Origin of the sequence: Streptomyces sp. NBC_00045 (genome assembly GCF_045041095.1) — a bacterium.
Lineage (GTDB): Bacteria > Actinomycetota > Actinomycetes > Streptomycetales > Streptomycetaceae > Streptomyces.
Genome location: NZ_CP108271.1, coordinates 1,773,488 through 1,798,700, shown reverse-complemented (window position 1 = coordinate 1,798,700; position 25,213 = coordinate 1,773,488). Strand labels below are relative to the sequence as shown.

At 71.2% G+C, this 25,213-nt stretch carries 24 protein-coding genes; 16 read left to right on the top strand and 8 right to left on the bottom strand.

Annotated features, from left to right (window positions below):
- Positions 1-46: 46 nt before the first annotated feature.
- Both OHA65_RS08515 and OHA65_RS08510 read right to left on the bottom strand, forming a co-directional pair.
- Complete coding sequence (locus OHA65_RS08515) at positions 47-1,276, bottom strand: DUF349 domain-containing protein (RefSeq protein ID WP_327282526.1); 1,230 nt, start codon at positions 1,274-1,276, stop codon at positions 47-49.
- Between the two features lie 191 nt (positions 1,277-1,467).
- On the bottom strand, positions 1,468-2,250 hold the full coding sequence (locus OHA65_RS08510) for a peptidylprolyl isomerase (RefSeq protein ID WP_327282525.1): 783 nt from the start codon (positions 2,248-2,250) through the stop codon (positions 1,468-1,470).
- Between the two features lie 164 nt (positions 2,251-2,414).
- On the opposite strand from OHA65_RS08510, the gene OHA65_RS08505 reads away from it, so the two are divergent.
- Together OHA65_RS08505 and hisS are read left to right on the top strand one after the other, a co-directional pair.
- Complete coding sequence (locus tag OHA65_RS08505; protein ID WP_327282524.1) at positions 2,415-3,128, top strand: MBL fold metallo-hydrolase; 714 nt, start codon at positions 2,415-2,417, stop codon at positions 3,126-3,128.
- A 10-nt stretch (positions 3,129-3,138) separates the two neighbouring features.
- Entirely contained in the window at positions 3,139-4,398 is a 1,260-nt protein-coding gene (hisS, locus tag OHA65_RS08500) for a histidine--tRNA ligase (RefSeq protein WP_327282523.1), read from the top strand.
- Between the two features lie 133 nt (positions 4,399-4,531).
- On the opposite strand, the gene OHA65_RS08495 is transcribed toward hisS, so the two are convergent.
- From OHA65_RS08495 to OHA65_RS08480, 4 genes are read right to left on the bottom strand one after another with little or no spacing between them, the layout of a single operon-like run.
- Entirely contained in the window at positions 4,532-5,161 is a 630-nt protein-coding gene (locus OHA65_RS08495; RefSeq protein WP_327282522.1) for a response regulator transcription factor, read from the bottom strand.
- 13 nt (positions 5,162-5,174) lie between these two features.
- Positions 5,175-6,425: a sensor histidine kinase gene (locus OHA65_RS08490; RefSeq protein WP_328762175.1), complete on the bottom strand. Its 1,251-nt coding sequence runs from the start codon at positions 6,423-6,425 to the stop codon at positions 5,175-5,177.
- Positions 6,383-7,237, bottom strand: coding sequence for an ABC transporter permease (locus OHA65_RS08485; protein ID WP_327282520.1), 855 nt, complete (start codon positions 7,235-7,237; stop codon positions 6,383-6,385). The genes OHA65_RS08490 and OHA65_RS08485 overlap by 43 nt, the downstream gene beginning before the upstream one ends.
- Positions 7,234-8,115 (bottom strand): ABC transporter ATP-binding protein, encoded by an 882-nt coding sequence (locus tag OHA65_RS08480; protein ID WP_327282519.1) that lies wholly within the window; start codon positions 8,113-8,115, stop codon positions 7,234-7,236. The genes OHA65_RS08485 and OHA65_RS08480 overlap by 4 nt, the downstream gene beginning before the upstream one ends.
- A 136-nt stretch (positions 8,116-8,251) precedes the next feature.
- Here OHA65_RS08480 and OHA65_RS08475 point away from each other — a divergent pair, with 136 nt between their 5' ends.
- Both OHA65_RS08475 and OHA65_RS08470 read left to right on the top strand, forming a co-directional pair.
- A complete protein-coding gene (locus OHA65_RS08475; RefSeq protein ID WP_327282518.1) occupies positions 8,252-8,866 on the top strand; it encodes a vitamin K epoxide reductase family protein in 615 nt (204 codons plus the stop codon).
- Between the two features lie 59 nt (positions 8,867-8,925).
- Positions 8,926-10,296, top strand: a complete 1,371-nt coding sequence (locus OHA65_RS08470) for a replication-associated recombination protein A (RefSeq protein WP_327282517.1) — start codon at positions 8,926-8,928, stop codon at positions 10,294-10,296.
- A 16-nt stretch (positions 10,297-10,312) separates the two neighbouring features.
- Here the strand turns inward: OHA65_RS08470 and OHA65_RS08465 are convergent, their stop codons facing one another.
- A complete protein-coding gene (locus OHA65_RS08465; protein ID WP_405755219.1) occupies positions 10,313-11,221 on the bottom strand; it encodes a DUF2470 domain-containing protein in 909 nt (302 codons plus the stop codon).
- 55 nt (positions 11,222-11,276) lie between these two features.
- Between OHA65_RS08465 and rpsD the strand changes: the two genes are divergently transcribed.
- On the top strand, positions 11,277-11,888 hold the full coding sequence (gene rpsD, locus OHA65_RS08460) for a 30S ribosomal protein S4 (RefSeq protein WP_030294564.1): 612 nt from the start codon (positions 11,277-11,279) through the stop codon (positions 11,886-11,888).
- A 27-nt stretch (positions 11,889-11,915) separates the two neighbouring features.
- Here rpsD and OHA65_RS08455 read toward each other — a convergent pair whose 3' ends face one another.
- Positions 11,916-14,183 carry an AAA family ATPase gene (locus OHA65_RS08455; RefSeq protein WP_327282515.1) on the bottom strand — a complete coding sequence of 756 codons (2,268 nt, stop codon included), beginning with the start codon at positions 14,181-14,183 and terminating at the stop codon, positions 11,916-11,918.
- Between the two features lie 147 nt (positions 14,184-14,330).
- Here OHA65_RS08455 and OHA65_RS08450 point away from each other — a divergent pair, with 147 nt between their 5' ends.
- The 11 genes from OHA65_RS08450 (at position 14,331) to OHA65_RS08400 (ending at position 25,201) form a co-directional block, all read left to right on the top strand.
- A complete protein-coding gene (locus OHA65_RS08450; RefSeq protein ID WP_327282514.1) occupies positions 14,331-14,762 on the top strand; it encodes a DUF948 domain-containing protein in 432 nt (143 codons plus the stop codon).
- An 8-nt stretch (positions 14,763-14,770) separates the two neighbouring features.
- Positions 14,771-15,112 carry a DUF6167 family protein gene (locus OHA65_RS08445; RefSeq protein WP_327282513.1) on the top strand — a complete coding sequence of 114 codons (342 nt, stop codon included), beginning with the start codon at positions 14,771-14,773 and terminating at the stop codon, positions 15,110-15,112.
- Positions 15,112-17,781: an alanine--tRNA ligase gene (gene alaS, locus OHA65_RS08440; RefSeq protein WP_327282512.1), complete on the top strand. Its 2,670-nt coding sequence runs from the start codon at positions 15,112-15,114 to the stop codon at positions 17,779-17,781. The genes OHA65_RS08445 and alaS overlap by 1 nt, the downstream gene beginning before the upstream one ends.
- Before the next feature lie 2 nt (positions 17,782-17,783).
- Entirely contained in the window at positions 17,784-18,254 is a 471-nt protein-coding gene (gene ruvX, locus OHA65_RS08435) for a Holliday junction resolvase RuvX (RefSeq protein ID WP_327282511.1), read from the top strand.
- 127 nt (positions 18,255-18,381) lie between these two features.
- Complete coding sequence (mltG, locus tag OHA65_RS08430; RefSeq protein ID WP_327282510.1) at positions 18,382-20,115, top strand: endolytic transglycosylase MltG; 1,734 nt, start codon at positions 18,382-18,384, stop codon at positions 20,113-20,115.
- Entirely contained in the window at positions 20,112-20,936 is an 825-nt protein-coding gene (locus tag OHA65_RS08425) for a shikimate dehydrogenase (RefSeq protein WP_327282509.1), read from the top strand. Before mltG ends, OHA65_RS08425 begins: the two co-directional genes overlap by 4 nt.
- 207 nt (positions 20,937-21,143) lie before the next feature.
- Entirely contained in the window at positions 21,144-22,328 is a 1,185-nt protein-coding gene (aroC, locus tag OHA65_RS08420; RefSeq protein WP_327282508.1) for a chorismate synthase, read from the top strand.
- Positions 22,325-22,843, top strand: a complete 519-nt coding sequence (locus tag OHA65_RS08415; protein ID WP_327282507.1) for a shikimate kinase — start codon at positions 22,325-22,327, stop codon at positions 22,841-22,843. Before aroC ends, OHA65_RS08415 begins: the two co-directional genes overlap by 4 nt.
- Positions 22,840-23,931 (top strand): 3-dehydroquinate synthase, encoded by a 1,092-nt coding sequence (aroB, locus tag OHA65_RS08410; RefSeq protein ID WP_327282506.1) that lies wholly within the window; start codon positions 22,840-22,842, stop codon positions 23,929-23,931. Before OHA65_RS08415 ends, aroB begins: the two co-directional genes overlap by 4 nt.
- A complete protein-coding gene (gene aroQ / locus OHA65_RS08405) occupies positions 23,928-24,368 on the top strand; it encodes a type II 3-dehydroquinate dehydratase (RefSeq protein ID WP_327282505.1) in 441 nt (146 codons plus the stop codon). Before aroB ends, aroQ begins: the two co-directional genes overlap by 4 nt.
- A gap of 80 nt (positions 24,369-24,448) precedes the next feature.
- On the top strand, positions 24,449-25,201 hold the full coding sequence (locus OHA65_RS08400; protein ID WP_327282504.1) for an AAA family ATPase: 753 nt from the start codon (positions 24,449-24,451) through the stop codon (positions 25,199-25,201).
- Positions 25,202-25,213: the final 12 nt, after the last annotated feature.

Here is a 25,213-nt window from a genome sequence, read left to right as displayed (position 1 = left end):
CGCCCGGGGGCCGTCCCGGGTCGCGCGGCCGGACCAGCCGCGGGAACTAGCCGCCGAACTCCTCCAGGCCCTTCAGGGCCTGGTCCAGCAGGGCCTGGCGGCCCTCCAGCTCACGGGCCAGCTTGTCGGCCTTCGCGTTGTTGCCCGCAGCACGGGCCGCGTCGATCTGCTCACGCAGCTTGTCCACCGCCGCCTGGAGCTGACCCGTCAGGCCGGCCGCACGGGCCCGCGCCTCCGGGTTCGTACGACGCCACTCGCCCTCCTCGGCCTCCTGGATGGCCCGCTCCACCGCGTGCATCCGGCCCTCGACCTTCGGCCGGGCGTCGCGCGGCACGTGGCCGACGCCCTCCCAGCGCTCGTTGAGGGAGCGGAACGCGGCCCGGGCCGCCTTCAGGTCCGTGATCGGGACGAGCTTCTCGGCCTCGTCGGCCAGCTCTTCCTTCAGCTTCAGGTTCTCGACCTGCTCGGCGTCACGCTCCGCGAACACCTCGCCACGCGCCGCGAAGAACACGTCCTGCGCACCGCGGAAACGGTTCCACAGGTCGTCCTCGGACTCGCGCTGCGCCCGACCCGCAGCCTTCCAGTCCGCCATCAGCTCGCGGTAGCGGGCGGCCGTCGGACCCCAGTCCGTCGACTTCGACAGCGACTCGGCCTCCGCGACCAGCCTCTCCTTGACCTTGCGGGCGTCCTCGCGCTGCGCGTCGAGCGAGGCGAAGTGCGCCTTGCGGCGCTTGGAGAAGGCGGACCGGGCGTGCGAGAAGCGGTGCCACAGCTCGTCGTCCGACTTGCGGTCCAGCCGCGGCAGACCCTTCCACGTGTCCACCAGGGCACGAAGCCGTTCACCCGCACTGCGCCACTGGTCGCTCTGCGCCAGCTGCTCGGCCTCGGCCACCAGCGCGTCCTTGGCCGCACGGGCCTCGTCCGTCTGCTTGGCCTTCTGGACCTTGCGCTCCTCGCGCCGCGAGTCCACGGTCGCGACCAGCTTGTCCAGCCGGACGCGCAACGCACCGAGGTCACCGACGGCGTGGTGCTCCTCCACCTGCGTGCGCAGGTGGTCGATGGCCGTCTGCGCGTCCTTGGCGGACAGATCGGTGGTCCGCACCCGTCGTTCGAGGAGGCCGATCTCGACCACCAGGCCCTCGTACTTGCGCTCGAAGTAGGCCAGGGCCTCCTCAGGGGTGCCCGCCTGCCACGAGCCGACGACCTTCTCGCCCTCGGCAGTACGCACGTACACGGTGCCCGTCTCGTCGACACGGCCCCACGGGTCGCTGCTCACAGCGCCTCCTCCACCTGATGCCTGCGAGGGGTTCACCCCCTGGGCATCGTCCACAGTTTCCTGGGGTGGGCAGCGCCCACCCTGCACAACGCCAACATAGGCGACCGCCGGGCCGGCTGTCCGCATCCCGCACGACGGAATATCGCCGTACGGGCAGGACGCCGGCCCGGCCCGGGGCCGCCGGAACCCCGTCAGTTCTGCGTGACGGCGCCCTTCTGGATGGTCACCGGGGTCTTCGGGGCCCCGTCCTGGCCGCCATCGGCCGTACCGGCCTTGGCCACGTCCTCAAGCGCCTTCAGGCCCGCCGCGTCGATCTTGCCGAACGGCGTGTACGACGGAGCCAGCGGGCTGTCCTTGTAGACCAGGAAGAACTGGCTGCCGCCGCTGTGCGGCTGGCCGGTATTGGCCATCGCGACCGTGCCCGCCGGGTAGATCACCTGACCCTGCTCGTTCGGCTTGCCCAGCGAATCGAGGTTCTCGTCCGCGATGGTGTAGCCGGGGCCACCCGTGCCCGAGCCCTCCGGGTCACCGCACTGGAGCACGTAGATCCCCGAAGTGGTCAGGCGGTGGCACTTGGTGTTGTCGAAGAAGCCCTTGTCCGCCAGTGACTTGAACGAGTTGACGGTTTCCGGCGTCTTCGCCGCGTCCATCTCGAACTTGATCTCACCCGCGCTGGTCTTCAGGTCGAACGTGTACTTCGCGTTCTTGTCGATCGCCATCGCCGGCGAGGGCGACTGCTTCGGCGAGGGCGCGGCCGACGGGTTCGCCGCCGGATCCGACGCCTTGTCCTTCTTGTCCTTGTCGAACACGCCGCCCACGACGAGGCCCACCAGCGTGGCGACCACCACGGCCACCGCGGCCCCGATCACCGCCGCCCGCTGTCGCGACTTGCGCCGGGCCTCGGCCCGGCGCATCTGCTGGCGCTCGTACTTCTCCCTGGCGAGCTGTCGCCGCCGCTGATCGCTCGTGACCACCGGGTCGTCTCCTTGTACGTGTCTGGCACCGCTGTCCGGGCTCGGTTAGGCCGTACCGTATATGGGTTCGCTGTGTGACGAGCGGCGCCGGTAGGCTCTGAGCAGCAGCATTCCGACACTCGGCCGCTGCCCAAGCTTCCGCTGGACGACGATTGAGGACGAACGTGCTGATTGCCGGGTTCCCCGCCGGGGCCTGGGGGACCAACTGTTACGTGGTCGCCCCCGCCGCCGGTGAGGAGTGCGTCATCATCGACCCGGGCCACCAGGCGGCCCAGGGCGTCGAGGAGACGCTGAAGAAGCATCGGCTCAAGCCCGTGGCGGTCGTCCTCACCCACGGCCACATCGACCACGTGGCCTCGGTGGTCCCGGTGTGCGGAGCGCACGACGTTCCCGCCTGGATCCACCCCGAGGACCGCTACATGATGAGCGACCCGGAGAAGGCGTTGGGCCGGTCCATCGGGATGCCGCTCATGGGCGAGCTCACCGTGGGTGAGCCCGACGACGTCCGCGAGCTGGTGGACGGTGCCGGGCTGAAGCTGGCCGGCATGGACTTCTCGGTGGCGCACGCGCCCGGGCATACCAAGGGGTCGGTGACCTTCCGGATGCCCGAGCTGGCCGACGTACCGCCGGTCTTCTTCTCGGGCGACCTGCTCTTCGCCGGCTCCATCGGACGCACCGACCTGCCCGGCGGCTCCCACGCCGAGATGCTCGAATCGCTGGCCCGCGTGTGCCTGCCGCTCGACGACTCGACCGTGGTGCTGTCCGGCCACGGTCCCCAGACCACCATCGGCCGCGAGCGCGCGACCAACCCGTACCTGCGGGAAGTCGCCGCCGGCCTGGGGGCGGACCCTACCGCCGCCCCACGACGAGGAATGTGACGAGAGTTTCGTGGCTACTTTCCAGGCCCCCAAGGGCACGTACGACCTGATCCCGCCGGTCTCCGTGAAGTACCTGGCGGTGCGCGAGGCCATCGCGGCCCCGCTCCGCAACTCCGGATACGGCTACATCGAAACTCCCGGCTTCGAAGACGTGGGCCTCTTCGCCCGAGGCGTGGGCGAGTCCACCGACATCGTCTCCAAGGAGATGTACGCCTTCGAGACCAAGGGCGGCGACCAGCTGGCACTCCGCCCGGAGGGCACCGCCTCGGTCCTGCGCGCGGCGCTGGAGGCGAGCCTGCACAAGAAGGGCAACCTGCCGGTCAAGCTCTGGTATTCGGGCTCGTACTACCGCTACGAGAAGCCGCAGGCGGGCCGCTACCGCCACTTCTCGCAGGTCGGTGCCGAGGCCATCGGCGCGGAGGACCCGGCGCTGGACGCCGAGCTGATCATCCTGGCCGACCAGGCGTACCGCTCGCTGGGCCTGCGCAACTTCCGCATCCTGCTGAACTCGCTGGGCGACAAGGAATGCCGCCCGGTGTACCGGGAGACACTGCAGTCCTTCCTGAGCGGTCTCGACCTCGACGAGGAAACCGTGCGCCGGGCCGAGATCAACCCGCTGCGCGTCCTCGACGACAAGCGGGCCGAGGTGCAGAAGCAGCTCGTCGGCGCTCCGGTGCTGCGCGACTACCTGTGCGACGCGTGCAAGGCGTACCACGAGGAGGTGCGCGCACTGATCACGGCGGCGGGCGTCGCCTTCGAGGACGACGAGAAGCTGGTGCGCGGGCTCGACTACTACACCCGCACGACCTTCGAGTTCGTGCACGACGGCCTGGGCTCGCAGTCCGCGGTCGGCGGCGGCGGCCGCTACGACGGCCTGTCCGAGATGATCGGCGGACCGGCACTGCCGTCGGTGGGCTGGGCGCTGGGCGTGGACCGTACGGTGCTCGCGCTCCAGGCCGAGGGCGTCGAGCTGGACATCCCGCCGACGACATCGGTGTTCGCGGTGGCGCTGGGCGAGGCGAAGCCGACCGTGTTCGGGCTGGTGACGCAGCTGCGCAAGGCGGGCGTCGCGGCGGACATGTCGTACGGCGGCAAGGGCCTCAAGGGCTCCATGAAGGACGCGAACCGCAGCGGTGCGCGCTTCGCGATCGTCGCCGGCGACCGCGATCTCGCCGAGGGCGTGGTCCAGCTGAAGGACATGGAGTCCGGGGAGCAGTCCCCGGTCGCCCTGGCGGACGTGGTCGAGGTCCTGCGGACCAAGCTGGCCTGACGGAAGCCGCACCTGGGGCGGGGCCGGGGCTGTTCCGCTGTGCGGAGCTGCTCCCCGCCCCGCCCTAATCCCGTTGACCGGGGCCCGGAAACGGTGCGGTGCGGGGAGCGGCAGGCTTCGCGCAGCGGGTCCGTCAGAGGAGGTCGTGGCGCATGGCCGTGGTCACCGCCGCCGTGCGGTCCGTGACCTCCAGTTTTCCGAAGATGCGCAGCAGGTGCGTCTTGACCGTGGACTCCGCCACGAACAGGCGCCGGCCGATCTCCGCGTTCGTCGCGCCCTCCGCGACGAGGCGCAGGACCGCGACCTCGCGGTCGGACAGGCGCGGACGCTCGGGGCGGGTGCGGAGGCGGTCGACCAGGCGGCCCGCCACCGACGGGGCCAGGACCGTCTCGCCACGCACCGCCGCACGGACGGCCTCGGCCAGTTCGGCCCGTGCCATGTCCTTCAACAAGTAGCCGGCGGCCCCCGCTTCCACCGCCCGCAGGATGTCCCGGTCGTTCTCGTACGTCGTCAGGACGACGACCCGCACCGGCAGCCCGGCCGCGCTGATCCGGGCGATGGACTCGACGCCGTCGCCGCCCGGCATCCGCAGGTCCATCAGGATCAGGTCCAGGCCGCCGGGGAGCAGCTCCGCGGCCAGTGCCTCGGCCTGCGGGCCGTTCGCGGCCTCCGCGACGACCTCCAGGTCCGGCTCCGCACTGAGCATGCCGCGCAGGCCTTCCCGTACCACGGGGTGGTCGTCGGCCAGCAGGATGCGGATCATGTCGTACGGCTCCTCAGCGGATCGGGAGTGTCACGGTGACGGTGGTGCCGGCGGAGGTGCCCGACCCCGCGGTGCTTTCGACGGCCGCCGTGCCGCCGGCCTCCGCCGCGCGGGCGCGCAGTCCCCGCAGGCCGTAGCCGGTCGCGGGGGACGCCGGGTCGAAGCCCTGCCCGGTGTCCCGGACCGTGACGGTCAGTTCGCAGTCACCGTAGGCCAGCGAGACCGAGCACTGTGCCCCGGCCCCGGCGTGCTTCGCCGCGTTCGACAGGGATTCCTGGCAGGACCGCAGCGCCACCACCTCCAGCGCCGCGGCCAACGGCCGGACCTCCCCGGTCACCGACACCGCTGCCGGCGGATGCTGCCGGGCGGCGAGGCGGCGTACGGCGTCCGGCAGCGAACCCGCGTCGAGGTCGGCGGGGGCGCCGCCGGCGACCAGGGCCCGGGCCTCGGCCAGGTTCTGCCGGGCGGTCGCGGCCATCAGCTCCAGGTGCCGGTGGGCCTGCGCGGGATCCGTGTCCAGCTCGGACTGCACGGCTTGGACCAGCATCAGCAGACTCGTGAACCCCTGGGCGAGGGTGTCGTGGATCTCGCGTGACATGCGTTCCCTTTCGGCATGGGCGCCCTGCGCGGCGGAGAGCCGGGCCACCTCCTCCCGGCTGGCGTCGAGTTCGGCGATCAGCGAGGCCCGCTCCTGGCTCTGCTCGATGATCCGGATGATCCAGGCGCCGAAGAAGGAGGAGAAGGCGAACGTGACGAACGAGCCGACCGCGTTGACGAAGACGACGTGTCCGGCCGGCCGCCACAGCAGCGCCCACCCGGCCACCGGCAGCAGCGCCACCACCGCCATCGTGCCGATCGCCCGGCGCAGCGGCAGCAGCATGAAGCAGTGCGGGGCGAGCGCGAAGGTGATCAGCCGGGTCTCGCCCACCAGGAAGGCGGCGGGCAGGAACAGGGCCAGCATCACGCCCAGGTAGCGCAGGGACAGTCCCGGTTCGGCCCCGGGATCCTTCAGGAGCAGGGGCCGGCCGGTCCACGCGTACCACGGGACCAGCAGCGTGAGCAGCGCGGCGGCGGGGACCCGGTACGACAGCGAGGGGAAGTCCGCGCCCAGGACGAAGGCCACGGTCGCGACCCACACGAGGCCGAAGTAGAGGTCCCACGGCCCGAACGCGCGGTCCCAGACGTGGGACTCGCGCGCTCCGGCCGCCCTGGTGAACCCGTTCAGCCGTCGCGGCGGTTCTTCCACTTGAAGGTCAGCAGACACAGGACCAATCCTCCGACGACCCAGGCACCCAGGACCAGGGCGACCTTTCCGTACTCCCAGCTGCCGGCCTGCTCCAGGACCGCGGCGGACTGTGGCAGGAACACTCCGCGCAGACCCTGGCACATCCACTTGAGCGGGAACAGCGCGCCGATGTTCAGCAGCCAGTCCGGGATCGCGTTCACCGGGATGAAGACGCCGGAGATGAACTGGAGGATCAGGAACGGCAGGACGACCACCGAGCTGGCGCTCTTGCCGGACTTGGGCAGGCTGCTGATCGCGATGCCGAGCAGGGCGCAGCCGGTCAGGCCGAGGGCGAAGATCCAGCCGAAGGTGAGCCACTTGGTGGCGGACGCCGGCAGGTCGAGGTCGAACAGGGTGGAGCCGACGAGCAACAGGATCGCGGTCTCGGCGAGTCCGGTCGCCAGGACCATCCAGACCTTGCCGAGGAAGTACGCGGCCGGCGGCATCGGGGTGCCGCGCAGCCGGCGCAGCACCTTCTCGTCGCGTTCGACGGCGATCGAGATCCCGAGCGACTGGAAGCTGGTGGACATGATGCCCGCGGCGACCATGCCCGCCGCGTACAGCTGGGAGGCGGTGACCCCGGTGTTCTCCACGCTGTCGCTGAAGATCGAGGCGAACAGGGCGAGGAAGACGATGGGGAAGGCGAAGGTGAAGATCATCGCGTCGCGCTGGCGGACGAACTGCTTGATCTCCAGGGCCCCGCGGCTCAAGCCCAGGGTCCAGGCGCCGGGCAGGGCCTCGGCGGCCGAGGCGGCCCGGCCGGTGGCGGCGGTGGTGGCGGTCGTGCTCATCGTGCGTCCTCCGACTGCTGTGCGGGCGTGGGTACGAGCTGGCCCGTGAGGCGCAGGTACACGTCCTCCAGGGTGGGACGGCCGATCTTCAGCCCCGGGATCTCGCCTTCGAAGCGGGTCATGAGCTCGGCGACGGTACGGGTGGGCGTCTCGGTGGCGATGCTCTGCGGGGTGCCGTCGGCCCCGGTCCACTCGACGGTGGCGCCGGTGCCGAACCGGGAGCGGAGTGCGGCCGGTTCGCCCTCGGCGACGACCCTGCCGCTCGCGATGACCGCGAGCCGGTCGGCGAGGGCCTCTGCCTCCTCCAGGTAGTGCGTGGTGAGCACGATGGTGGTGCCCTCGCCGGCGAGCAGCCGGATCAGGTCCCAGAACTGGCGGCGGGCCGCCGGGTCGAAGCCCGTGGTCGGCTCGTCGAGGAGCAGCAGCTCGGGGTCGCCGATGACGCCGAGCGCCACGTCGAGCCGGCGCCGCTGGCCGCCCGAGAGCCCCTTCACGCGCTGGTCCCGCTTCTGCTCCAGGCCGACCAGGGCGATGACCTCGGCCGGGTCGCGCGGGGCCGAGTAGTAGCGGGCGAAGTGCTCGACCGTCTCCCGCACCGTCAGTTCGGCGGGCGCCGACTCGTCCTGCCAGACGATCCCGACGCGCGAGCGCCAGGCCCGGCCGCCGGTGGCCGGGTCCGCTCCGAGCACGCTGACTTCGCCTCCGTCCCGTTCCCGGTGGCCCTGCAGGATCTCCACCGTCGTGCTCTTGCCGGCTCCGTTGGGCCCGAGGAGTCCGAAGACCTCGCCCTGTCGGATCGTCAGATCCAGTCCGTCCACCGCGGTGACCTCGCCGTACTGCTTGCGAAGCCCCCGTACCTCCACCGCGTTCTGTGTCATGTCTCAAATGGTGTGGCGGAACCCGCGCCACCGGTCCCCCCGTGCGTACGTCCTTATGTCCACCGAACGGTGGACACACAGCTCCGTACGGCACAATGGCCGGTGCTTGTTGACCTTGCAGATCTGGAGCGGCGGTATGACGACACGAGGTACGGACGCAGACACCGCCCCGCGGACGGTCGGTGCGAGCCGGGCACTGGCGCTGCTGTTGGTGATCACGGGCGCGGCGGGGCTCCTCGCGGCCTGGGTGATCACGATCGACAAGTTCAAGCTGCTGGAAGACCCGAACTTCACGCCGGGCTGCAGCCTGAACCCGATCGTCTCCTGCGGCAACATCATGAAGAGCGAGCAGGCGTCCGTGTTCGGTTTCCCGAACCCGATGCTGGGCCTGGTCGCCTACGGCATAGTGATCTGCGTCGGCATGAGCGTGCTGGCCGGGGCCCGGTTCCGGCCCTGGTACTGGCTCACCTTCAACGCCGGCATGCTGTTCGGCGTCGGCTTCTGCACCTGGCTCATGTACCAGTCGCTGTACAACATCAACTCGCTGTGCCTGTGGTGCTGCCTGGCATGGGTCGCCACGATCTTCATGTTCTGGTACGTCACCGCCCACAACGTGCGTGAGGGCCTGCTGCCCGCACCGGGCTGGCTGCGCTCCTTCCTGGACGAGTTCACCTGGGTGCTGCCCGTGCTGCACGTCGGGATCATCGGCATGCTGATCCTGACCCGCTGGTGGGACTTCTGGACCTCCTGAGTGCGGTGGGCCTTCCGGGTCCGCGGCCCGCTGTCGGTGGGCTCGCATAGGCTTCCCGTGTGGAACCAGACCTGTTCACCGCCGCTGCCGAAGACCGCCGGGAGAAGGACCCTCGAAGTTCTCCGCTCGCCGTCCGCATGCGCCCGCGCACCCTGGACGAGGTCGTCGGCCAGCAGCACCTGCTGAAGCCCGGGTCACCGCTGCGGCGGCTGGTCGGGGACGGGGCGGGCGGGCCGGCCGGAGCCTCGTCGGTGATCCTGTGGGGCCCCCCGGGCATCGGCAAGACCACCCTCGCGTACGTGGTGAGCCAGGCGACGCAGAAGCGGTTCGTGGAGCTGTCGGCGATCACTGCGGGCGTGAAGGAAGTACGGGCCGTCATCGAGGGCGCCAAGCGGGCGGCCGGCGGGTACGGCAAGGAGACGGTCCTCTTCCTCGACGAGATCCACCGCTTCAGCAAGGCGCAGCAGGACTCGCTGCTCCCGGCCGTCGAGAACCGCTGGGTGACGCTGATCGCCGCGACCACGGAGAACCCCTACTTCTCGATCATCTCCCCCCTGCTGTCGCGGTCGCTGTTGCTCACCCTGGAACCGCTGACCGACGAGGACCTGAGCGCGTTGATGCGGCGGGCGCTGACGGAGGAGCGCGGGCTGGGCGGGGCGGTCTCCCTGCCGGCGGACGCGGAGGCGCACCTGCTGCGGATCGCGGGCGGCGACGCCCGGCGGGCGCTGACGGCGCTGGAGGCCGGTGCCGGTTCTGCGATCGCCAAGGGGGAGTCCGAGATCAGCCTCCAGACGGTGGAGGAGGCGGTCGACCGGGCGGCGGTGAAGTACGACCGGGACGGCGACCAGCACTACGACGTGGCGAGCGCCCTGATCAAGTCGATCCGCGGCTCGGACGTGGACGCCGCGCTGCACTACCTGGCGCGCATGATCGAGGCGGGGGAGGATCCGCGGTTCATCGCCCGTCGCCTGATGATCTCGGCCAGCGAGGACATCGGCCTGGCGGACCCGACGGCCCTGCCGCTCGCGGTCGCCGCGGCGCAGGCGGTGGCGATGATCGGCTTCCCCGAGGCCGCGCTGACGCTGTCGCACGCCACGATCGCCCTCGCCCTGGCCCCGAAGTCGAACACCGCGACGACCGCGATCGGCGCGGCGCTCGCGGACGTCCGGGCGGGCCTGGCGGGCCAGGTGCCGACACACCTGCGGGACGGGCACTACAAGGGGGCGGCGAAGCTGGGCCACGCCGTGGGGTACGTGTACCCGCACGACGTACCGGGCGCGATCGCGGCACAGCAGTACGCGCCGGACGCGGTGCACGGCAAGCGGTACTACGAGCCGACGCGGTACGGCGCGGAGGCCCGCTACGCGGACGTGGTGGAAAAGGTCCGCGAACGCCTGCGAGGAGGCGGTTCAGGCCCGTCCGGTGCATGAGGCACCGGGCCGGCGGTCACGGCGTGCGGGGGCCCCGGCTGCCGGCTGCCGCGAACAGGGTCTGCATCGCCCGGCGCAGGTCGCACACGTCGCGGACCGGCGTCGGGAAGTCGAAGCGGGCGTCGAAGGAGGAGCCGTCGCGCGTGAAGCGGACCCGCAGTCCCAGGCGGTCCAGGGCCAGTGGGACCGCGGTCACGGCGGCGCTCTCCCGCGGGCCCAGCAGCGCGCACAGGTCGGCGATCCGGTCGCGGTGCGCGGCGGCCAGGTGCTGGAGGAGTTCCGTCTCGTGGTCGACGATCGGGTCCGGCGCCACCGCGGCCAGGTCGTCCGGGTCCACGTGCTCGGCGCCCCACAGGTCGTCCACCGAGATCTCGCCGACCTCCAGGCGCAGCATCACGTGGGAGGGGCGCCCGTGCAGCCCGAGGAGTTCGCCCACCGGCCGGCGCTCGGCCAGCAGCGCCGCGCAGGCCGCGCGGTCGTCCCCGCGCACCTGGGTCAGCCAGCCGGCGAGCCACGCTCGGCCTCGGATACGATGGGGCACGGACACCGGCGCCACATCCGTGATCTCGATCACGGCCGTGAGGTCGTCGTCCTGGGCGTGAGCGGCCGCTCTGGCAGCCGCAGATTCCCCTGACACCAGGAGAATCACGTCCCCGTCCGGGGTGACGGTCCGTGCGACCTGCATCCCTGTCCCGAGCTCGGGCTGCTCAAGAGACCTCAGCTGGTCGAGAGCACCCGGCAGCGTAAGGGATACTGAGGCGTTGGACTCTACGAGGGTTCGTACGCGTTCGGCTCCGGTGAGCTGCCGAACGCCTTCCCTGGGACGCGGCTGACCTTGCTTATCGTCGGCGCAAGCGGATTCTGTTTCGTCTGAATCCGAACTGCGTTGCGCACTGGGCAGGGGGATCCCATGTGGTCGAGACATTACGTCCTCCTCGATAAGGTAAGCCTCACCTAACTTACATGGAGGTAGGTTCCCCGTGAACCAGAAGCGACCCAAGGTCAAGAAGTCGCGTGCCCTCGGCATTGCACTGACCCCGAAGGCCGTCAAGTACTTCGAGGCCCGCCCCTACCCGCCGGGCGAGCACGGCCGTGGCCGCAAGCAGAACTCGGACTACAAGGTCCGTCTGCTGGAGAAGCAGCGTCTGCGCGCTCAGTACGACATCTCTGAGCGTCAGATGGCCCGCGCGTACGACCGCGCCAAGAAGGCCGAGGGCAAGACGGGCGAGGCGCTGGTCGTCGAGCTTGAGCGTCGCCTCGACGCCCTGGTCCTGCGTTCGGGCATCGCCCGCACCATCTACCAGGCCCGCCAGATGGTCGTTCACGGCCACATCGAGGTCAACGGTGGCAAGGTCGACAAGCCGTCGTTCCGTGTCCGCCCGGACGACGTCATCACCGTGCGCGAGCGCAGCCGCGAGAAGGTTCCGTTCCAGGTTGCCCGTGAGGGTGGCTACGCAGGCGAGGGCGAGACCCCGCGCTACCTGCAGGTCAACCTGAAGGCCCTGGCCTTCCGCCTGGACCGTGACCCGAACCGCAAGGAAATCCCGGTCATCTGCGACGAGCAGCTCGTCGTCGAGTACTACGCCCGCTGATCCAGCGGACGTAGCCTCACAGGCTGGTCAGCCCGCCGGTTCCCCCTTGGGGGAGCCGGCGGGCTTCCTGTTGTCCGGGCGGCCCACCGCGCCCGCCGCCCTGCCCGTCTCCCCGGACCGCGGCCGCGGCAGCCGTTCCGGCGCCGCCGGCACCGGCTCGGGCATCCGCAGTGCCCGCTCGACCAGCTCGTCGAGCGACAGGCTCCGGCCGTGCCGCGCGCACGCTGCGTACCGGTCCGCGCCCAGCACCTCACCCGCCCGCTCGCGGCACATCAGCCGCGGGGCGTTGAAGTACCCCGAGCCGAACAGCTGCAGGCCCACCCCGTCCCACATCGGCTCGGCCGCACCCTGGAGCACCGCCGCCTCGGCCGGACGGTCCTCGGCCGCCGTGACCAGGGCCAGCAGCTCCACCGCGAGCGCCAGCCCGACCAGGTCGCGGAAGGCGTGGTTGATCGTCACGCACTCGGTCAGCAGGAGCCGCGCCCCGGCCGTGTCCGCCGCGTCCAGGGCCGCGTACGCGAGGACGTAGAGGGCGTACGCCTTCGTCCAGCGCTCCCCGCGCTCCTCGCAGATGTCCCGGACCTCCCGGCACAGCGACAGCGCACCCGCCAGATCCCCCTGGAAGGCCAGCGCCATCGCCAGCTCCACCTGGCACATCAGCACGTTGCTGTTCAGCTCCCCGGCCTCCCGGTACTGCTCCAGCGCCGAGCCCAGCAGCTCACCGGCCCGCGGCATGTCGTCGGAGACCAGCGCCAAGCAGCCCAGCCGGTGCACCGCGTACGCCGCCGCCACCGCGTTCCCGGTCCGCGCCGCCCCGTCCCGGCACTCGTACAGGGCGCTCATCGAGGCCACCGCATCGCCCTGGAGGGCCGCCACGTAGCCGAGCACCCACAGCGCCTTCAGCCGCGACCCCACGTGTTCCGACGCGGCCGGGCCGGGCTCCAGCATCCGGTCCAGCCAGTACCGGCCCTCGGTGAGCCGGCCGCACCCGGCCCAGTAGAACCACAGCGTCCCGGCCAGGTACTGCCCCAGGTGGAGCTCGTCCGGCTCCTCCAGGCAGCACTCCAGCGCCAGCCGCAGATTCGGCAGCTCCGCCTCCACCAGCGCCGCCACCTCCTGCTGGCGCGGACCGAACCAGTCCAGCTCGCACCAGGTGGCCAGCCCCGTGTACCAGTCCCGGTGGCGCCGCCGCAGCCGTGTGGCGTCGCCGAGGGACTCCAGCCACCCCGCCCCGTACACCCGCACGGTCTCCAGCATCCGGTAGCGCACCCCGGCCGCCGTCTCCTCCCGGGCCAGCAGCGACTGGGCGAGGAGCTCCCCGAGCACGTCCAGCACGGACTCCACCGGCAGGTCCGGCCCCGCGCACACGTACTCGGCGGCATCGAGGTCGAAGTGCCCGGCGAACACCGACAGCCGGGCCCACAGCAACCGCTCCCGCGCCGTGCACAGCTCGTGGCTCCAGCCGATCGCCGTACGCAGCGCCCGGTGCCGGGGCAGGACCCCGCGCGCCGAGCCCGTCAGCAGCGCGAAACGGTCCTCCAACCGCGTCAGCACCTGCTCCGGCGACAGCGCCCGCAGCCGTCCCGCCGCCAGCTCCAGCGCCAGCGGGATCCCGTCGAGCCGGGCGCACAGCTCCACCAGTGCGGGCCGGTTGGCGCCGGTCACGGCGAAGCCCGGATCGGCGGCCGCCGCCCGCTCGGCCAGCAGCTCCAGGGCCTCCTCGGGGACCGGCGGGGCCAGCGGGAAGGTCCGTTCCCCCCGGAGGTCCAGCGGCCGCCGCCCGGCAGCCAGCACTCGCAGGCCGGGGGAGCGGCGCAGCAGCTCCCGCACCAGCTCGGCGGTCTCCTCGACGAGCTGCTCGAACCCGTCGAGGACCAGCAGCAGCCGCCGCTCGGCGAGGTGCTCGGTCAGGACGGTCCGCGGCGGTCGCGTGGTGTGGTCGGTGAGCCCGAGCGACTCCGCCAGCGTGAGTTCGAGCAGTGCCGGATCGCGTACGCAGGACAGCTCGGCCAGCCAGACGCCGTCGCAGTAGCGTTCCTGCGCCGTATCGCCCGTCTCCGAAGCCGGCCCGGAGGTCGCCCCGGACACCGCCCCGGACGCTGCCTCGGCGGCCTCCCGGGCCGCCGCCAGGGCCAGCCGGGACTTGCCCACCCCGCCCACGCCGGTCACGGTGACCAGTCGCGAGGCCTCCAGCAGCCTCCCCACCTCGGCGAGTTCCGCACCTCGCCCGACGAAGCTGCTCAGCTCCGCGGGAAGATTGCCGCAGGTCCTTTGTCGAACGGGCCTCTGTCGCATGGGACACGGAGGGTACTGGTCCGGATGCGCTGCGTACAAGGCGGATCCGCTGGGCCGTGAATTGCGGTACTGCGGTGGATCTCCGGCGCGATAGGGTCGGAGAACGACTTTTCCACGTAGTGATCAACAGGCAGAGAGCGGTGCAACGTGTCCGGTGGAGAGGTGGCCGGGATCCTCGTGGCCGTCTTCTGGGCCATCCTGGTCTCCTTCCTCGCCGTGGTACTGGTGAGGCTGGCCCAGGTGCTCAAGGCGACCACCAAGCTGGTGGCCGACGTGACCGACCAGGCCGTCCCGCTGCTCGCGGACGCCTCCACCACCGTCCGCTCCGCACGCACCCAGCTCGACCGGGTCGACGCCATCGCGAGCGACGTCCAGGAAGTCACCTCGAACGCCTCCGCCCTGTCCTCCACCGTGGCCTCCACCTTCGGCGGGCCGCTGGTCAAGGTCGCCGCCTTCGGCTACGGCGTCCGCAAGGCGCTGGGCAAGAACACGGAAGAGGCGCCGCGGAAGGCGTCCCGGCGCAGCGTGATCGTTGGCCGTACGGTGCCGGCCGCCCGGCGCCGGAAGCAGAAGGGCTGAAACCTCCGATGTTCCGCCGAGCCTTCTGGTTCACCGCAGGCGCAGCCGCCGGCGTGTGGGCCACCACCAAGGTCAACCGCCAGCTCAAGAAGCTGACACCGGAGAGCCTCGCCGCCCAGGCCGCCGACAAGGCCGTGGAGGCCGGTCACCGCCTCAAGGACTTCGCCCTCGACGTGAAGGCGGGAATGTCGCAGCGCGAGGACGAGCTGAACGACGCACTGGGATTGCACCAGGATCCCGATCGGCCCGACAACGTCACCGCCCTCCCCGGGCCGCGGCGGATGCGGGCCATCCAGAACCACAAGACCACCCACCCGAATTTTTCGTACAACCGGAATGAGGACCACTGATGGAGTCGGCTGAAATCCGCCGCCGCTGGCTGAGCTTCTTCGAGGAGCGCGGTCATGCCGTTGTCCCTTCGGCGTCGCTCATCGCGGACGACCCGACTCTGCTGCTGGTCAACGCGGGCATGGTCCCGTTCAAGCCGTACTTCCTCGGCGAGACCAAGCCGCCGGCCCCCCGGGCCACCAGCGTGCAGAAGTGCGTCCGTACGCCGGACATCGAAGAGGTCGGCAAGACCACCCGCCACGGCACGTTCTTCCAGATGTGCGGCAACTTCTCCTTCGGCGACTACTTCAAGGAAGGCGCCATCAAGTACGCCTGGGAGCTGCTCACCAGCTCCGTGGCGGACGGCGGCTACGGCCTGGAGCCGGAGAAGCTCTGGATCACCGTCTACCTCGACGACGACGAGGCCGAGACGATCTGGCGCGACGTGATCGGCGTGCCCGCCGAGCGCATCCAGCGCCTGGGCAAGAAGGACAACTTCTGGTCCATGGGCGTCCCGGGTCCCTGCGGCCCCTGCTCGGAGATCAACTACGACCGCGGCCCCGAGTTCGGCGTCGAGGGCGGCCCCGCCGTCAACGACGAGCGCTACGTGGAGATCTGGAACCTGGTCTTCATGCAGTACGAGCGCGGCGCCGGCGACGGGAAGGAAGACTTCCCGATCCTCGGCGACCTGCCGTCGAAGAACATCGACACCGGTCTCGGCCTCGAACGCCTCGCGATGATCCTGCAGGGCGTGCAGAACATGTACGAGACCGACACCCTGCGCGTGGTCATGGACAAGGCCACCGAGCTCACCGGCGTGCGCTACGGCGCCGCCCAGAACACCGACGTGTCGATGCGCGTGGTCGCCGACCACATCCGCACCTCCGTCATGCTCATCGGCGACGGCGTCACGCCCGGCAACGAGGGTCGCGGCTACGTGCTGCGCCGCATCATGCGCCGCGCCATCCGCAACATGCGCCTCATGGGCGCCACGGGCCCCGTCGTCCAGGCCCTGGTCGACGTCGTGATCGACACGATGGGCCAGCAGTACCCGGAGCTCGTCACCGACCGCAAGCGCATCGAGACCGTCGCGCTCGCCGAAGAGGCCGCCTTCCTCAAGGCCGTCAAGGGCGGCACGAACATCCTCGACACCGCCGTGACCGAGACCAAGGCCGCCGGCGGCACGGTCCTGGCCGGCGACAAGGCGTTCCTGCTCCACGACACCTGGGGCTTCCCGATCGACCTCACCCTGGAGATGGCCGCCGAACAGGGCCTCTCCGTGGACGAGCCCGGCTTCCGCCGCCTCATGCAGGAGCAGCGCGACCGGGCCAAGGCCGACGCCAAGGCCAAGAAGACCGGCCACGCGGACATGTCCGCCTACCGGGAGATCGCCGACAACTCCGGCGGCACCGAGTTCACCGGCTACGCCACCAACCAGGGCGAGTCCACGATCGTCGGCCTGCTGGTCAACGGCGTCTCCGCGCCCGCCGCCTCCGAGGGTGACGACGTCGAGGTCGTCCTCGACCGCACCCCGTTCTACGCAGAGGGCGGCGGCCAGCTCGCCGACCAGGGCCGCATCAAGCTCGACTCGGGCGCCGTCATCGTCGTCCGCGACGTGCAGCAGCCCGTCCCGGGCGTCTCCGTGCACAAGGGCTCCGTCCAGGTCGGCGAGGTGACGGTGGGCGCCTCCGCGTACGCCGCCATCGACGTGAACCGCCGCCGGGCCATCGCCCGCGCCCACTCGGCCACGCACCTGACCCACCAGGCGCTGCGCGACGCCCTCGGCCCGACGGCCGCCCAGGCCGGTTCCGAGAACTCGCCCGGTCGCTTCCGCTTCGACTTCGGCTCGCCGAACGCCGTCCCCGGCACGGTCCTCACCGACGTCGAGCAGAAGATCAACGACGTGCTCTCCCGCGAGCTCGACGTCACCGCCGAGATCATGAGCATCGACGAGGCGAAGAAGCAGGGCGCCATCGCCGAGTTCGGCGAGAAGTACGGCGAGCGCGTGCGCGTCGTGACCATCGGCGACTTCTCCAAGGAGCTGTGCGGCGGTACGCACGTCGGCAACACCGCCCAGCTGGGTCTGGTGAAGTTGCTCGGCGAGTCCTCCATCGGCTCCGGCGTGCGCCGCGTCGAGGCCCTCGTCGGCGTGGACGCGTACAACTTCCTCGCCAAGGAGCACACGGTCGTCGCCCAGCTCCAGGAGCTGGTCAAGGGCCGTCCCGAGGAGCTGCCGGAGAAGATCGCCTCCATGCTCGGCAAGCTGAAGGACGCCGAGAAGGAGATCGAGAAGTTCCGCGCGGAGAAGGTCCTCCAGGCCGCCGCCGGTCTCGCCGCGAACGCCCAGGACATCCACGGCGTCGCCCTCGTCGTCGGCACCGTCCCGGACGGCACCGGCGCCGACGACCTGCGCAAGCTGGTCCTCGACGTCCGCGGCCGCATCCAGGGCGACCGGCCGGCCGTCGTGGCCCTGTTCACCACGGCGAACGACCGCCCGCTGACCGTCATCGCCACCAACGAGGCCGCCCGCGAGCGCGGTCTCAAGGCCGGTGACCTGGTCCGCACCGCCGCCAAGACCCTCGGTGGCGGCGGTGGCGGCAAGCCGGACGTGGCCCAGGGCGGCGGCCAGAACCCGGCCGCCATCCCCGAGGCCATCGCCGCGGTCGAGCGCCTCGTCGTCGAGACGGTCTGACCATGACTCTGCGCCGCGGCCGCCGTCTGGCCATCGATGTCGGGGACGCCCGGATCGGGGTCGCCTCCTGCGACCCCGACGGGGTGTTGGCCACACCGGTGGAAACCGTTCCGGGCCGGGACATCCCCTTCGCCCACCGGCGGCTGCGGCAGCTCGTCGAGGAATACGAACCCCTGGAAGTCGTGGTCGGCCTGCCCCGCTCGCTCAGCGGGCGGGAGGGGCCGGCCGCGGCCAAGGTGCGCGTCTTCGCCACGGAACTCGCCAAGGGGATCAAGCCGGTGACGGTCCGTCTGGTGGACGAGCGGATGACCACGGTCACCGCCGCCCAGGGGCTGCGGGCCTCGGGGAGGAACGCGAAGAAGGGCCGTTCGGTGATCGACCAGGCGGCCGCTGTGGTGATCCTTCAGAACGCTCTTGAGACCGAACGGGTATCAGGTAATCCGCCCGGTGAGTGCGTCGAAGTGGTTGTCTGATCGCGATACGGTAACGTTCCGCGCGATGCGGCGGCATTCGAACAGTCGTCGCCCACCACTTCAGAGGCGGAACCGGGTGCCGCGGCGGACGTAGCCGTTGCCTCCGTCTCGCGGCTCTAGGGGACCGATGACTGAGTATGGCCGGGGCCGTGGCCCCGAACCGTGGCACCCCGAGGACCCCTTGTACGGGGACCAGGGGTGGACCGGGCACGAGGCCCAGCAGGCTCAGATGCCCTACGCAGGTGGCCCCCAGCAGCAGTATCCGCAGGAGCCGCAGTACCAGCAGGACCCGCAGTACCAGCAGTACGTGCAGCAAGGGCAGTACGTGCAGCAGGGGCAGTACCCGGGGCAGCAGCAGGGTTATGCCCCGCAGCAGCCCCACCAGGCGCACCAGCAGCAGATGCACGGGCAGCCCCAGCAGCCCCAGCAGCCCCAGCAGCCCCAGCAGCCGGTTTACGACGGCCAGGGCTGGGACACCGGCCAGACCCCGTACGCCGCCGTCCCGCAGGCCGACCCGTACCTGGGCGCGGACCCGTACGCCCAGCAGCCCGTCGGCGGCTACCCGGGCGAGGCCCCCGACCTCTACGGCACGGCCGAGGCGTACCCGCCGCCGCAGCCCCCGGGCCGCCGCCACCTGGTCGCCGAAGAGGAACCGGAACCGGAATACGCCGAGGAACCGGCCGAGGAGGCCTCCTCGATCCTGCCCGGCGGCGAAGACGATTCCGAGGAGCCGGACGGCGGCGGGCGCCGCGGCCGCTCGAAGGGCAAGCCCAAGGGCCGCAAGGGCGCGGCGTGCCTGATCGCAGCCGTGGTGATCGTGGCCGTCCTCGGCGGTGGCGGCTACTACGGCTACGACTACATCAAGTCCAAGTTCACCACCGGCGAGGACTACGCCGGCGAGGGCGAGGGCTCGGTCTCCATCGACATCCCCAAGAACACCGGCATCGGCGAGATGGGCCGCATCCTCAAGGCGCACGGGGTCGTCAAGAGCGCGGACGCGTTCGTCGCCGCCGCCAAGGCCAACCCCAAGGGCGGCGCGATCCAGGCGGGCTCCTACGTGATGAAGGAGCACATGTCGGGCAAGGCGGCCGTAGACCTCATGGTCAACGGCGCCGGAATCAACGCCCTCGACGTCATTCCCGGCTGGAAGAACGCCCAGGTCTACAAGGCCATCGACGAGAAGCTCAAGCTCAAGGAGGGCACGACCAAGGACATCGCCGTCAAGGAGGCGAAGAACCTCGGTCTGCCCGACTGGGCCAACAGCAACAAGGACATCAAGGACCCGCTGGAAGGATTCCTCTACCCGGCCCGCTACGACCTCAGCAAGGACGCGACCCCCGAGTCGATGCTCAAGCAGATGGTCACCAAGTCCAACCAGGCCTACGCGAGCGCCGACCTCAAGGGGCAGGCGTCGAAGCTGGGCCTGGCGAACCCGCTCCAGCTCGTCACCGTCGCGAGCCTCGTCCAGGCCGAGGGCAAGTACCAGCACGACTTCGACAAGATCTCCCGGGTCGTCTACAACCGGCTCAAGCCGGGCAACACCGAGACCTACGGTCTGCTCGACTTCGACTCCACGGTCAACTACATCAAGGGTTCGAGCACCCTGGACGTCGGTTCAGTCAACGACCTCCGCAAGATCGACGACCCGTACAACACCTACAAGATCAAGGGCCTGCCGGCCGGACCGATCGGCAACCCGGGCCCCGACGCACTCAAGTCGGCGATCAACCCGGCCACCGGCCCGTGGTACTACTTCGTGTCGGTGAACGAGAACGAGACGCTCTTCGCCGTGACGAACGAAGAGCACAACCGGAACCGCCAGCGGTACGAAGAGGAACGGAAGAAGGCAGCAGGGCAGTGATACGCGCAGCCGTGCTCGGTTCACCGATCGAGCACTCCCTCTCACCGGTGCTGCACCGCGCCGCCTACCAGGAGCTCGGCCTCGACGACTGGTCGTACGACCGTTTCGAGATAGACGAGGCCGCGCTCCCGCAGTTCGTCGCCGGCCTCGGCCCCGAGTGGGCCGGGCTGTCCCTGACGATGCCGCTCAAGCGCGCGATCATCCCGCTGCTCGACGGCATCAGCGACACCGCCGCCTCGGTCGAGGCGGTCAACACGGTCGTCCTGACCAAGGACGGCAGGCGCCTCGGTGACAACACCGACATCCCCGGGATCGTCTCCGCGCTCCACGAGCGCGGTGTCGACGAGGTGGGGAGCGCCACCATCCTCGGTGCCGGTGCCACCGCCTCCTCCGCGCTGGCCGCGCTCGCCCGGATCTGCTCCGGCGAGGTCACGGTGTACGTACGCTCCAAGGCCCGCGCCGACGAGATGCAGGAGTGGGGCGAGCGCCTGGACGTGGCCGTCCGCACGGCCGACTGGGCGGACGCCGCGGACGGGCTCGGTGCACCGCTGGTCATCGCGACCACCCCGGCACGCGCCACGGACTGGCTGGCGGACCACGTACCGGCCGGCGGGGCGGGAACCCTGTTCGACGTGCTGTACGACCCGTGGCCGACCGCCCTCGCGGCGTCCTGGTCGCAGCACGACGGCCGGCTGCTCGGCGGGTTGGACCTCCTCGTCCACCAGGCGGTGCTCCAGGTCGAGCAGATGACCGGCCGCCACACCGCCCCGCTGGCCGCCATGCGGGCCGCGGGCGAGGCCGCGCTGCGCACCCGTCACTGATTCCCGCCGCACACCTGATGCACTGAGCGGGTCGATCTTGCTCGTGCGGGGCCCGACCCGCCAGGGTTGCCACGGGTGCACCACCGTCCGCCAGCTGGACCGGAGGGCGGTGCACCGGCCCGGACATGGGAGGATCGGGTGTGGCGGGTCCGGGCCGAGCACCCGGCCGCGCCACCGCAGTACCAGGCGCGAGCATGAGGAGCATCGTTGAGCAGGTTGCGTTGGCTGACCGCGGGAGAGTCGCACGGACCGGCACTGGTGGCCACGCTGGAGGGCCTTCCCGCCGGCGTCCCGGTCACCACCGAGCTGGTGGCGGACCACCTGGCCCGGCGCCGGCTCGGCTATGGCCGCGGTGCCCGGATGAAGTTCGAGCAGGACGAGATCACCTTCCTCGGCGGTGTCCGCCACGGGCTCTCGCAGGGTTCCCCGGTCGCAGTGATGATCGGCAACACCGAGTGGCCGAAGTGGGAGACCGTCATGTCGGCCGACCCGGTCGACCCCTCGCTACTCAAGGAAACCGGCCGCAACGCGCCGCTGACCCGCCCCCGCCCCGGCCACGCAGACCTCGCGGGCATGCAGAAGTACGGCTTCTCCGAGGCCCGTCCGATCCTGGAGCGCGCCAGCGCCCGTGAGACGGCGGCCCGTGTCGCCCTCGGCGCCGTCGCCCGGTCCTTCCTCAAGGAGGCCGCCGGCATCGAGATCGTCTCCCACGTCGTGGAGCTCGCCTCGGCCAAGGCCCCCTACGGCGTCTACCCGACCCCCGCCGACGTCGAGAAGCTCGACGCCGACCCGGTGCGCTGCCTCGACGCCGACGCGTCGAAGGCGATGGTCGCGGAGATCGACCAGGCCCACAAGGACGGCGACACCCTCGGCGGCGTCGTCGAGGTCCTCGCCTACGGCGTGCCCGTCGGCCTCGGCTCCCACGTCCACTGGGACCGCCGCCTCGACGCCCGCCTCGCCGCCGCCCTCATGGGCATCCAGGCCATCAAGGGCGTCGAGGTCGGCGACGGCTTCGAGCTGGCCCGCGTGCCCGGCTCGCAGGCGCACGACGAGATCGTCTCCACCCCCGAGGGCATCAAGCGCACCTCCGGCCGCTCCGGCGGCACCGAGGGCGGCCTGACCACCGGCGAGCTGCTGCGCGTACGGGCCGCCATGAAGCCCATCGCGACGGTCCCGAAGGCCCTCGCCACGATCGACGTGGCGACCGGCGAGGCCGCCGCCGCGCACCACCAGCGCTCCGACGTCTGCGCCGTGCCCGCCGCGGGCATCGTCGCCGAGGCCATGGTCGCGCTCGTGCTCGCCGACGCCCTGGTCGAGAAGTTCGGCGGCGACTCGGTCCCCGAGACCCGCCGCAACGTCCAGTCCTACCTCGACAACCTGCAGATCCGGTGACGGGCCGGCCACTGGTCGTCCTCGTCGGGCCCATGGGCTCCGGCAAGTCCACGGTGGGGTCGCTGCTCGCCGAACGGCTCGGCGTCCCCTACCGGGACACCGACGCCGACATCGTCGCGGCCCAGGGCCGCGAGATCTCGGACCTCTTCGTCGACGAGGGCGAGCCGTACTTCCGTGAGCTGGAGCGGCAGGCGGTCGCCGCCGCCCTCGCCGAGCACACCGGAATCCTCGCCCTCGGCGGCGGCGCCGTCCTCGACGCGGGCACCCGGGAGTTGCTGGCCGGCCTGCCCGTCGCCTACCTGTCGATGGACGTCGAGGAAGCCGTCCGGCGCGTCGGCCTGGGCGCAGCGCGCCCGCTGCTCGCCGTCAACCCGCGCCGCCAGTGGCGCGAACTGATGGAAGCCCGCCGCCCCCTGTACACCGAAGTCGCGCGCGTCGTCGTGGCCACCGACGACCGCACCCCCGAAGAGGTCGCCCAGGCGGTCCTCGACGCTCTGGAGTTGAAGGACGTATGACAGACCAGGTGACGCGGATCCAGGTCGGCGCCAGCGCCGGACACGAAGCGTACGACGTGCTGGTCGGCCGGCAGCTGCTCGGCGAGCTCGGCACACTGATCGGTACGAAGGCCCAGCGGGTCGCCGTGATCCACCCCGAGGCGCTGGCCTCGACCGGCGAGGCGCTGCGCGACGACCTGGCCGAGCAGGGCTACGAGGCGGTCGCCATCCAGGTGCCGAACGCCGAGGAGGCCAAGACGGTCGAGGTCGCCGCGTACTGCTGGAAGGCCCTCGGCCAGTCCGGCTTCACCCGCACCGACGTGATCGTCGGCGTCGGCGGCGGCGCCACCACCGACCTCGCGGGCTTCGTCGCGGCCACCTGGCTGCGCGGGGTGCGCTGGATCGCCGTACCGACCACCGTCCTGGCGATGGTCGACGCGGCCGTCGGCGGCAAGACCGGCATCAACACCGCCGAGGGCAAGAACCTGGTCGGCTCCTTCCACCCGCCGGCCGGCGTCCTGTGCGACCTGGCCGCGCTGGACTCGCTGCCCGTCAACGACTATGTCAGCGGCCTCGCCGAGATCATCAAGGCCGGGTTCATCTCCGACCCGGTGATCCTCGACCTCATCGAGGAGGACCCGGCGGCGGCCCGCACGCCCGACGGCCCGCACACCGCGGAACTCATCGTGCGCTCGATCCAGGTCAAGGCGGACGTCGTCTCCAGCGACCTGAAGGAATCGGGCCTGCGGGAGATCCTCAACTACGGGCACACCCTCGCGCACGCCATCGAGAAGAACGAGCGCTACAAGTGGCGGCACGGCGCCGCCGTGTCGGTCGGCATGGTCTTCGCGGCCGAGCTCGGCCGGCTCGCGGGCCGCCTCGACGACGCGACGGCCGACCGGCACCGGGAGATCCTGGCCGCCGTCGGGCTGCCGCTGACCTACCGCGGCGACCAGTGGCCCAAGCTGCTGCAGACCATGCAGGTCGACAAGAAGTCCCGCGGCAACCTGCTGCGCTTCATCGTCCTGGACGGCTTGGGCAAGCCCACCGTCCTGGAGGGCCCCGACCCGGCCCACCTGATCGCCGCGTACGGCGAGGTGTCCGCGTGAGCCGCAAGGTGTTGGTGCTGAACGGCCCGAACCTGGGCCGGCTCGGGTCGCGCGAGCCCGACGTGTACGGGGCCACCTCGTACACCGGGCTCGTGGAGAGCTGCCGCTCGCTGGGCGCGGAACTCGGCTTCGACGTCGAGGTCCGCGAGACCAACGATGAGGGCGAGCTCGTGCGCTGGCTGCACGAGGCGGCGGACGGCAAGATTCCGGTCGTGATCAACCCGGGTGCCTTCACGCACTACTCGTATGCCATGCGGGACGCGGCGGCGCAGCGCACCGCGCCGCTGATCGAGGTGCACATCTCGAACCCGTACGCCCGCGAGGAGTTCCGGCACACGTCGGTCATCGCCTCCGTGGCGACCGGCACGGTGGCGGGCTTCGGCATTGGCTCGTACCGGCTGGCGCTGCACGCACTGGCGGACGAAGTCGCGCTCTGACGGTGCTGGTGGGAGGCCCGGCCCCCGTGGTCATATAACGTTCTCGCATCAGTCGGTGGAACGAGACGGAGTGGCAGCGGATGCAGCACGGAGTGGGGGGCGGTAGCGCGGGCTGGGGGCATCCGGGGCATCATCCGGCCGTGCCCCCGCAACCGCCCATACCCCCTGCACAGGGGTGGCCGGTGCCGGTGCCGCCGGCCGCGCCGCCGCAGGGACCGCCCCCCGGCCCGGAGGCCACGGGGCACATTCCGCTGCCGCCCGCGGTGGCCGGTACCGGCGGGGCCACCCTGGCCGTGCTGCTGATCGGCCCGGCGGGCGCGGGCAAGACCACGGTGGCCCGGCACTGGGCGAGCACCCGGCCGGTGCCCACCGCACACGTGAGCCTCGACGACGTCCGCGAATGGGTGTGCTCGGGCTTCGCCGACCCCCAGGCGGGCTGGAACGACCACTCGGAAGCCCAGTACCGCCTGGCCCGCCGCACCTGCGGCTTCGCCGCCCGCAACTTCCTGGCCAACGGGATCTCCTGCATCCTCGACGACGCCGTCTTCCCGGACCGGCCGGTGGTCGGCCTCGGCGGCTGGAAGCGCCACGTCGGCCCCGCCCTGCTGCCGGTCGTCCTCCTGCCCGGCCTGGAGATCGTCCTGGAGCGCAACGCGGCCCGCTCGGGGAACCGGCGCCTCTCGGACGAGGAGGTCGCCCGGATCCACGGTCGGATGGCGGGCTGGTACGGCTCCGGCCTGCCCATCATCGACAACTCGGACCTGGACGTGGAAGCCACCTCCCGAGCCCTCGACGAAGCCCTCGCCCGCACCCTCGGCACCCCCGCCTTCTAGGGCGCGCCAAAG

What these genes read in the sequence shown, in the direction of transcription:
- OHA65_RS08495 (WP_327282522.1), bottom strand. Translation starts at nt 5,161, where the DNA reads ATGATCCGCATCCTGCTGGCCGACGACCACCCCGTGGTACGGGAAGGC.
- OHA65_RS08485 (WP_327282520.1), bottom strand. Translation starts at nt 7,237, where the DNA reads ATGAGCACGACCGCCACCACCGCCGCCACCGGCCGGGCCGCCTCGGCC.
- OHA65_RS08480 (WP_327282519.1), bottom strand. Translation starts at nt 8,115, where the DNA reads ATGACACAGAACGCGGTGGAGGTACGGGGGCTTCGCAAGCAGTACGGC.
- OHA65_RS08475 (WP_327282518.1), top strand. Translation starts at nt 8,252, where the DNA reads ATGACGACACGAGGTACGGACGCAGACACCGCCCCGCGGACGGTCGGT.
- OHA65_RS08465 (WP_405755219.1), bottom strand. Translation starts at nt 11,221, where the DNA reads ATGTCTCGACCACATGGGATCCCCCTGCCCAGTGCGCAACGCAGTTCG.
- OHA65_RS08455 (WP_327282515.1), bottom strand. Translation starts at nt 14,183, where the DNA reads ATGCGACAGAGGCCCGTTCGACAAAGGACCTGCGGCAATCTTCCCGCG.
- OHA65_RS08445 (WP_327282513.1), top strand. Translation starts at nt 14,771, where the DNA reads ATGTTCCGCCGAGCCTTCTGGTTCACCGCAGGCGCAGCCGCCGGCGTG.
- alaS (WP_327282512.1), top strand. Translation starts at nt 15,112, where the DNA reads ATGGAGTCGGCTGAAATCCGCCGCCGCTGGCTGAGCTTCTTCGAGGAG.
- ruvX (WP_327282511.1), top strand. Translation starts at nt 17,784, where the DNA reads ATGACTCTGCGCCGCGGCCGCCGTCTGGCCATCGATGTCGGGGACGCC.
- mltG (WP_327282510.1), top strand. Translation starts at nt 18,382, where the DNA reads ATGACTGAGTATGGCCGGGGCCGTGGCCCCGAACCGTGGCACCCCGAG.
- aroB (WP_327282506.1), top strand. Translation starts at nt 22,840, where the DNA reads ATGACAGACCAGGTGACGCGGATCCAGGTCGGCGCCAGCGCCGGACAC.
- OHA65_RS08400 (WP_327282504.1), top strand. Translation starts at nt 24,449, where the DNA reads ATGCAGCACGGAGTGGGGGGCGGTAGCGCGGGCTGGGGGCATCCGGGG.